This is a genomic window from Xanthomonas sp. SHU 166 (assembly GCF_000364685.1).
GTDB classification, from domain to species: Bacteria; Pseudomonadota; Gammaproteobacteria; order Xanthomonadales; family Xanthomonadaceae; genus Xanthomonas_A; species Xanthomonas_A sontii.
The window spans coordinates 1-6,560 of the sequence record NZ_AQOJ01000170.1 but is presented as its reverse complement, the minus strand read 5'-3'; the positions used below and the strand labels follow the sequence as shown (position 1 = coordinate 6,560).

The following is a 6,560-nucleotide window of genomic DNA, read 5'->3' as shown; positions in this document are numbered from 1 at the left end:
TCGACCGTGCCGCCAGCGACAGCCGCCGCAGTCGACGCCCCGACTCCGCACGCTCCCGACACGACCACGCCCCTGCCCACGCACTCTGCCGCGACGGTGCCCGCCGCTTCCGTGGTGCCGGCCGCCGCGCGCGGTGCGGCCGCACCGCATCCGGCGTCCACCGCCACGGCGCATACCGGCCAGCCGCCCTCCATTGATCCGGAGGCGCCGCGATGAACGTGGAAGCCGAGAGCAGCCTGATCGAACACCTGATCGAACTGCGCGCGCGGCTGATGCGCGCGCTGATCGGCCTGGGCGTGGTGGTGGTGGCGCTGCTGCCCTTCTCCAAGCGCCTGTACTCCTGGCTGGCCGAGCCGATGCTGGCGCAGTTGCCGGTGGGCCAGAGCGTGATCGCCACGCACCCGGCCGGCGCGGTCATCGCGCCGCTGAAGCTGGCGTTCTTCCTGGCCCTGTTCGTGTCCGCCCCCTGGCTGCTCTACCAGGCCTGGGCCTTCGTCGCCCCCGGCCTGTACCAGCGCGAGAAGCGCCTGGCACTGCCGCTGCTGGCCTCGGCAGTGCTGCTGTTCTACCTCGGCTGCGGCTTCGCCTACTTCCTGGTGTTGCCGGCGGTGTTCCACTTCCTGACCACGTTCAAGCCGGACGTGATCCAGCTCACCCCCGATGCCGGCGCCTACCTGGACTTCGTGCTGGCGATCTTCTTCGCCTTCGGCGCCAGCTTCGAACTGCCGGTGGCGCTGGTGATCCTGGCTCTGCTCGGCTGGGTGACCCCGCAGCAGCTGCGCGAGGGCCGCGGCTACGCGGTGGTCGGCATCTTCGTGCTGGCCGCGGTGCTGACCCCGCCGGACGTGGTCTCGCAACTGATGCTGGCGATCCCGATGTGCCTGCTGTACGAGCTGGGCATCATTGCGGCAGCGGCGGTGACCAAGAAGCCGGGAATCGAGGCACGGGAATAGGGAATCGGAACAGCGGTTCGCTGCATACCCACCATTACCACGCGGCTTGACGGCAATCTGCCGCACACAGCAAAACGGCCCCGAGGGGCCGCTTTGCTGTTGCTGTGGCTCTTACGATTCCCGACTCCCGACTCCCGGCGCTACGCCACAAAGACGTTGGAGGGCGGCGGCGGCACAGCCGGCGCCGCATCCCCGGCGTGCACGAACATCTGCTTCCAGGCCACGTAGACGATGCCAGCGATCGCTGGTGGCAGCACCGCCATCTGCAGCACCTGCAAGATCAGCGCTGCCATCGTGGTGCCGACGAGCAGCTGCAGCACCAGCATCACCACGGCCAGTGCGAAGTAAAGCGCAAACATCGCGAGGAAGGCGAGCACGAAGAAGACCAGCATCGCCGGCAGGTTGTGCAGGCAGGCGCGCAAGCCGTGACCGATGGCGGCTAGGCCGTTGCGGCCGTCGAACATCACCTGCGGCGCAAACAGGAACAGGGTCAGCACCACTCCGACGACACCCACTGCCACCAGCATCAGCCACATCACGATGCGCAACGCCGGCAGGGTCGCGATCAGCTCCTCTACCTGCTTCGGATCCGGCTGCGTGCCGGACTGACCCAGTTCGTTGAGCTTGAGCATCACCGTGTTCAGCTGCATCAACCCATCCGGGCGGATCACCACGACGGCGAGAACGGCCAACACCAATCCGGCGATCGCCTGCGGTAATAGCGCCACCAGCAGGTTCGGCGCACGGCTGCCGTGCAGGCCCTGCAGCAGGTGCGCCGGCTCGGCGCTGCGGCCCTGGTCGACCTCGCGCACGGCCCACACCAGCCCGCCGAACAGCAATGGCCCGGCCAGCCCCATCAGCAGTTGCGCCAGCATGCCCAGGGTCGGGTTGAGCGCGCTCAGGAACAGGATGATCAGTGTCGCCAGACCCCAAATCAGCCCGAGCCGGCCCAGCGCCCACGGCGCCCGCCGCAGCAGGGACACACCGCCCAACAGCCATTCCGCGCCGGCCGAGGCCGGCAGCTTGCGAATCTCGATCATTACCAATCCGAAGTGGGGGACGCCGTACAGCGGCGGCGACTGCACAGATTATCGCGGTTTTGCCTGGCCGCTGCTGTGCTGCCCGCGTGCGTGCTGAACGAAGCGCCGCAACAGTTTGCGTGCCAGCGGTGCGGCGCTGACCTCGCGGGCGATGGTACGGGCGCAGCGTCCGGCGCTGCGTAGACAGTCCGCGCGCGCCTGCACGTAGCCGCGCATGTGGTGGGTGGCGAACTCCGGATGGAACTGCAGGCCCCAGGTCGCCTCGCCCCAACGGAACGCGTGGCACTGGTCCTGCGCCGAGCGTGCCAGCACCGTGGCGCCGGCCGGCGCACGCAGCACCGTCTGCAGATGGGTGGCATGCGCGGGGAACCGCACCGGCAGGCCGGCGAACAGCGGATCCTCGGCGGCGGGCGGGTGCAGTTCGATATGCACCGTGCCCGATTCGCGCCCGGCCGGGTTGTAGGCGACCTCCCCGCCCAGCGCGTGCGCCAGCAGCTGGTGCCCGTAGCAGATGCCCAGCAGCGGCGTGCCGTCCTCGGCGGCTTCGCGCAGCCAGGCCGCCGAGCGTTCGCTCCACTCGGCCCGATCGGTGACGAACGCCGCCGAGCCGGTGACGATCACTCCGGCGAAGTCGCCCCGCACCGGCAACGCCTCGCCGGCGACGACGTTCGTCACCACCGTCTCGCGCTCGGCCAGGCCGGCGGCGACGCGGATCCAGTGCGGGAAGCGTCCGTAGCGCCGCATCGTCGCCACCGGTTCACCGGTTTCGAGGATCAGGAAGGGCGCAGCACGGCGACGGACGGGAGAAGCGAACGGCATGGTGGGATTCTAGACGCCGTCGCCGTGGATTGTTCAAGGCCGCGCGGCGGTGGCGGCATAGCCATATAACTGGCGATCATGAGGCGGGGAAGCGCCCCGCGCTTCACTCCCGCGGCGGCAGCACCGACAGCACTTCCTCGATGGTGGTCAGCCCGGCGGCCACCTTTTCCAGGCCGGCGCGGCGCAGCGTGCGCACACCCTCGTCCTGGGCGGCGCGGCTGAAGCCGGCCAGGTCCATGTCGGCGCGGATCAGGGTGCGCAGGCGCGGGGTCACCGGCAGCAGTTCGTACAGGCCCACGCGGCCCAGGTAGCCGGTGCGACGGCATTCCAGGCAGCCGACCGGGGCGTAGGGTTGCAGCGCCTCGGGCAGGGCCTCGCCCGGCTCGCGCAACGCGTCCCACTCGTGCGCTTCCAGGGTGTGCGGGCGCTTGCAGTGGCCGCACAGGGTGCGCACCAGGCGCTGCGCCAGCACGCCGTTGAGGGTGGAGGCGACCAGGTAGTGCGGCACGCCCAGGTCGAGCAGGCGGGTGATCGCCGAGGGCGCATCGTTGGTGTGCAGGGTCGACAGCACCAGGTGCCCGGTCAGCGAGGCCTGCACCGCCATCTGTGCGGTTTCCAGGTCGCGGATTTCGCCGATCATGATGATGTCCGGGTCCTGCCGCAGCAGGGTGCGCACGCCGCTGGCGAAGTCCAGGTCGATGTTGGTCTGCACCTGCATCTGGTTGAATTCGGTGGCGATCATCTCGATCGGATCCTCCACGCTGCACACGTTCACGTCCGGCGTGGCCAGGCGCTTGAGCGTGGAGTACAGCGTGGTGGTCTTGCCCGAGCCGGTGGGGCCGGTGACCAGCACGATGCCGTGCGGGCGTTCCACCAGGGCGTTCCAGCCGGCCGCTTCCTGCGCGCTGAAGCCGAGCTGGTCCACGCTCTTGAACGCCGCATCGGGGTCGAAGATGCGCATCACGCACTTCTCGCCGAAGGCGGTGGGCATGGTCGACAGGCGCATCTCGGTCTCGCGCCCGCCCGGCGAGCGGGTCTTGATGCGCCCGTCCTGCGGGCGCCGCCGCTCGGCCAGGTCCATGCGCCCGAGCACCTTGATGCGGCTGACGATGGCGGTCATCACCGCCGGCGGCACTTCCAGCACCTTGTGCAGCACGCCGTCGATGCGGAAGCGCATGCGCCCGGCCTCGCGCCGCGGCTCCAGGTGGATGTCGCTGGCGCGCTGCTCGTAGGCGTACTGCAGCAGCCAATCGACGATGTGCACGATATGGTGGTCGTCAGCATTGACGTCGCCGCCGCGGCCCAGTTCCACCAGCTGCTCGAAGCTGGGCAGGCCGCTGCTCTGTTCGGTGCGCCCGTCCTTGGCGCCGCGCACCGAGCGGGTCACGCCGAAGAACTCCATCGTGTAGCGATGCAGGTCCAGCGGGTTGACCACCACCACCTCGATGCGGCGCCGCGCCAGGTGCTGCACATCGCCGAGCCAGTCCAGCGCCAGCGGTTCGCTGGTCGCCACCAGCAGACGCTCGGGCTGCAGGGCAAGCGGCAGGATCCGGTGGCGGCGCGCATAGGCGTGCGAGACCACGCCGGTGACCGCGGCCACGTCGACCCGGGTCGGATCGATGCGCAGGTAACGCAGGCCGCAGCGCTGCGCCAGCCACTCGGTCAGCCGTTCCAGGCTCAGTTCGCTGCCGGGCGGGCGGGTGGCGGCCAGTTTCAGGTTGGACAGCAGCACCAGCGGATGCACGTCGCTGGCGGTGCGCGCGGTCTGCGCCGAGAACTGCACGCGGCCGCGTTCGGCCGGCGCGACCAGGCCGTCGGCGAGCAGCGCCGCAGCCACGCGTTCGAAGCTCAGCCGGCCCGGCGGCAAGGCCACGGTGGGCTCGGCGGGCGACGACGCGGGCGGCGCGGCAGGGCGCGAATCCATGGTCCAGGTCCGGTGCGCGGAAGTCCCCGCGAGTCGGTCGCTATACTAGCGCACCCCTCAACCGGCCCCCTGCGAGATGTCCGTTTCCCGGTCCGTTCCGATCACGTTCCAGGGTCTGATCCAGACCCTCAACCAGTTCTGGGCGCAGCGCGGCTGCGTGCTGATCCAACCGTTGGACCTGGAAGTGGGCGCCGGCACCTTCCATCCGGCCACCTTCCTGCGCGCGCTCGGGCCGGAGCCGTGGAACGCGGCCTACGTGCAGCCGAGCCGGCGCCCCACCGACGGCCGCTACGGCGAGAACCCGAACCGCCTGCAGCGCTACTACCAGTACCAGGTGGCGATGAAGCCGAACCCGGACAACATCCAGCAGTTGTACCTGGACTCGCTCAAGGCGCTGGGCATCGATCCGCTGGTGCACGACCTGCGCTTCGTCGAGGACAACTGGGAATCGCCGACGCTCGGCGCCTGGGGCCTGGGCTGGGAGGTGTGGCTCAACGGCATGGAAGTCACCCAGTTCACCTACTTCCAGCAGGCCGGCGGCCTGGAGTGCAAGCCGGTGCTGGGCGAGATCACCTACGGTCTCGAGCGGCTGTGCATGTATCTGCAGAACTGCGACAACGTCTACGACCTGGTGTGGACCTACGGCCCGGACGGCACGCCGGTCACCTACGGCGACGTCTACCACCAGAACGAGGTGGAGCAGAGCGCGTACAACTTCGAACACGCCAACGTGGCCGAACTGTTTCACCGCTTCGACGCGTGCGAGCAGGAGGCGCAGGCGCTGGTCGAGGTCGGGCTGCCGCTGCCGGCGTACGAGCAGGTGACCAAGGCCAGCCACGCCTTCAACCTGCTCGACGCACGCCGCGCGATCTCGGTGACCGAACGCCAGCGCTACATCCTGCGCGTGCGCGCGCTGGCGCAGGCGGTAGCGAAGGCCTACTACGCGCAGCGCGAGAAGCTGGGCTTCCCCGGCGTGAAGCGCTGAGGCGCGGCCGATGCGACCTGATCGGGAGCTGTTCGTGCTGCTCGGCCTGCTGTGGTCGGCGCCGGTGGCGTTCGGCTACTTCTGCGCGTGGTGGGCGCAGCAGCGCGGACGCAGCGCCTTCGGCTGGTTCCTGTTCGGCTGCTTCCTGCTGCCGGTGGCCGGATTGTGGCTGCTGGCGATCAACGGCGACGACCGCGATAGCCGCGGCAAGCCTAAAGACAAATCGATTGGGCGCGGCGACCTGCTGGCGACCCGGAAGGACGTGATATGAGCATGCACCCCCTGCTGATCGAACTGGGCACCGAGGAACTGCCGGTCAAGGCATTGCCGGGCCTGGCCCAGGCGCTGTTCGACGGCGTGATTGCCGGGCTGGAGAAGCGCGGCATCGCGGTCGAGCGTGGCGACGCCAAGCCGCTGTCCACGCCGCGCCGGTTGGCGGTGCTGCTGCCGGGCGTGGCCGTCGAGCAGCCGGAGCAGCGCGCGGAAGTGCTCGGCCCCTACCTCAACATCGCGCTGGACGCGGACGGCCAGCCGACCAAGGCGCTGCAGGGTTTCGCCGCCAAGGCCGGGATCGACTGGACCGCGCTGGAGCGCACCAGCGACGCCAAGGGCGAGCGCTTCGTGCATCGTGCGGTGAACCCGGGCGCGCGCACCGCCACGCTGCTGCCGGAGATCCTGCGCGAAGCGATCGCGGCGATGCCGATCCCCAAGCCGATGCGCTGGGGCGACCACGACTACGGTTTCGCCCGGCCGGTGCAGTGGCTGGTGCTGCTGTTCGGCAGCGAGGTGGTGCCGATGCCGTTGTTCGGCGTGGAGGCCGGCCGCGACAGCCGCGGCCA

7 protein-coding genes and 1 pseudogene are annotated in these 6,560 nt (G+C 69.7%); 5 read left to right on the top strand and 3 right to left on the bottom strand.

Annotation, left to right across the window (positions count from 1 at the left end):
* Both D180_RS24460 and tatC read left to right on the top strand, forming a co-directional pair.
* Nucleotides 1–216 (top strand): annotated as a pseudogene (locus D180_RS24460) (twin-arginine translocase subunit TatB); the annotation flags it as partial.
* Entirely contained in the window at nt 213–953 is a 741-nt protein-coding gene (gene tatC / locus D180_RS06245; protein WP_017907961.1) for a twin-arginine translocase subunit TatC, read from the top strand. The pseudogene D180_RS24460 and the gene tatC, both read left to right, overlap by 4 nt.
* Before the next feature lie 140 nt (nt 954–1,093).
* Here tatC and D180_RS06240 read toward each other — a convergent pair whose 3' ends face one another.
* The 3 genes from D180_RS06240 to D180_RS06230 all read right to left on the bottom strand — a co-directional run bounded on the left by D180_RS06240 (nt 1,094) and on the right by D180_RS06230 (nt 4,736).
* Entirely contained in the window at nt 1,094–1,993 is a 900-nt protein-coding gene (locus tag D180_RS06240) for a BPSS1780 family membrane protein (RefSeq protein ID WP_017912110.1), read from the bottom strand.
* A gap of 48 nt (nt 1,994–2,041) precedes the next feature.
* Nucleotides 2,042–2,812 (bottom strand): glutamine amidotransferase, encoded by a 771-nt coding sequence (locus tag D180_RS06235; RefSeq protein WP_043090561.1) that lies wholly within the window; start codon nt 2,810–2,812, stop codon nt 2,042–2,044.
* Nucleotides 2,813–2,915: 103 nt separating this feature from the next.
* Entirely contained in the window at nt 2,916–4,736 is a 1,821-nt protein-coding gene (locus D180_RS06230; RefSeq protein ID WP_017912108.1) for a GspE/PulE family protein, read from the bottom strand.
* Nucleotides 4,737–4,812: 76 nt separating this feature from the next.
* Between D180_RS06230 and glyQ the strand changes: the two genes are divergently transcribed.
* From glyQ to D180_RS06215, 3 genes are all read left to right on the top strand, one after another.
* Nucleotides 4,813–5,721 carry a glycine--tRNA ligase subunit alpha gene (gene glyQ, locus D180_RS06225; RefSeq protein WP_017912107.1) on the top strand — a complete coding sequence of 303 codons (909 nt, stop codon included), beginning with the start codon at nt 4,813–4,815 and terminating at the stop codon, nt 5,719–5,721.
* A gap of 10 nt (nt 5,722–5,731) precedes the next feature.
* Entirely contained in the window at nt 5,732–5,992 is a 261-nt protein-coding gene (locus D180_RS06220; protein ID WP_017912106.1) for a hypothetical protein, read from the top strand.
* A partial coding sequence (locus D180_RS06215; protein ID WP_157835432.1) for a glycine--tRNA ligase subunit beta occupies nt 5,989–6,560 on the top strand: 572 nt, incomplete at its 3' end. The genes D180_RS06220 and D180_RS06215, both read left to right, overlap by 4 nt.

What these genes read in the sequence shown, in the direction of transcription:
- D180_RS06220 (WP_017912106.1), top strand. Translation starts at nt 5,732, where the DNA reads ATGCGACCTGATCGGGAGCTGTTCGTGCTGCTCGGCCTGCTGTGGTCG.
- glyQ (WP_017912107.1), top strand. Translation starts at nt 4,813, where the DNA reads ATGTCCGTTTCCCGGTCCGTTCCGATCACGTTCCAGGGTCTGATCCAG.
- D180_RS06235 (WP_043090561.1), bottom strand. Translation starts at nt 2,812, where the DNA reads ATGCCGTTCGCTTCTCCCGTCCGTCGCCGTGCTGCGCCCTTCCTGATC.
- tatC (WP_017907961.1), top strand. Translation starts at nt 213, where the DNA reads ATGAACGTGGAAGCCGAGAGCAGCCTGATCGAACACCTGATCGAACTG.
- D180_RS06240 (WP_017912110.1), bottom strand. Translation starts at nt 1,993, where the DNA reads ATGATCGAGATTCGCAAGCTGCCGGCCTCGGCCGGCGCGGAATGGCTG.
- D180_RS06230 (WP_017912108.1), bottom strand. Translation starts at nt 4,736, where the DNA reads ATGGATTCGCGCCCTGCCGCGCCGCCCGCGTCGTCGCCCGCCGAGCCC.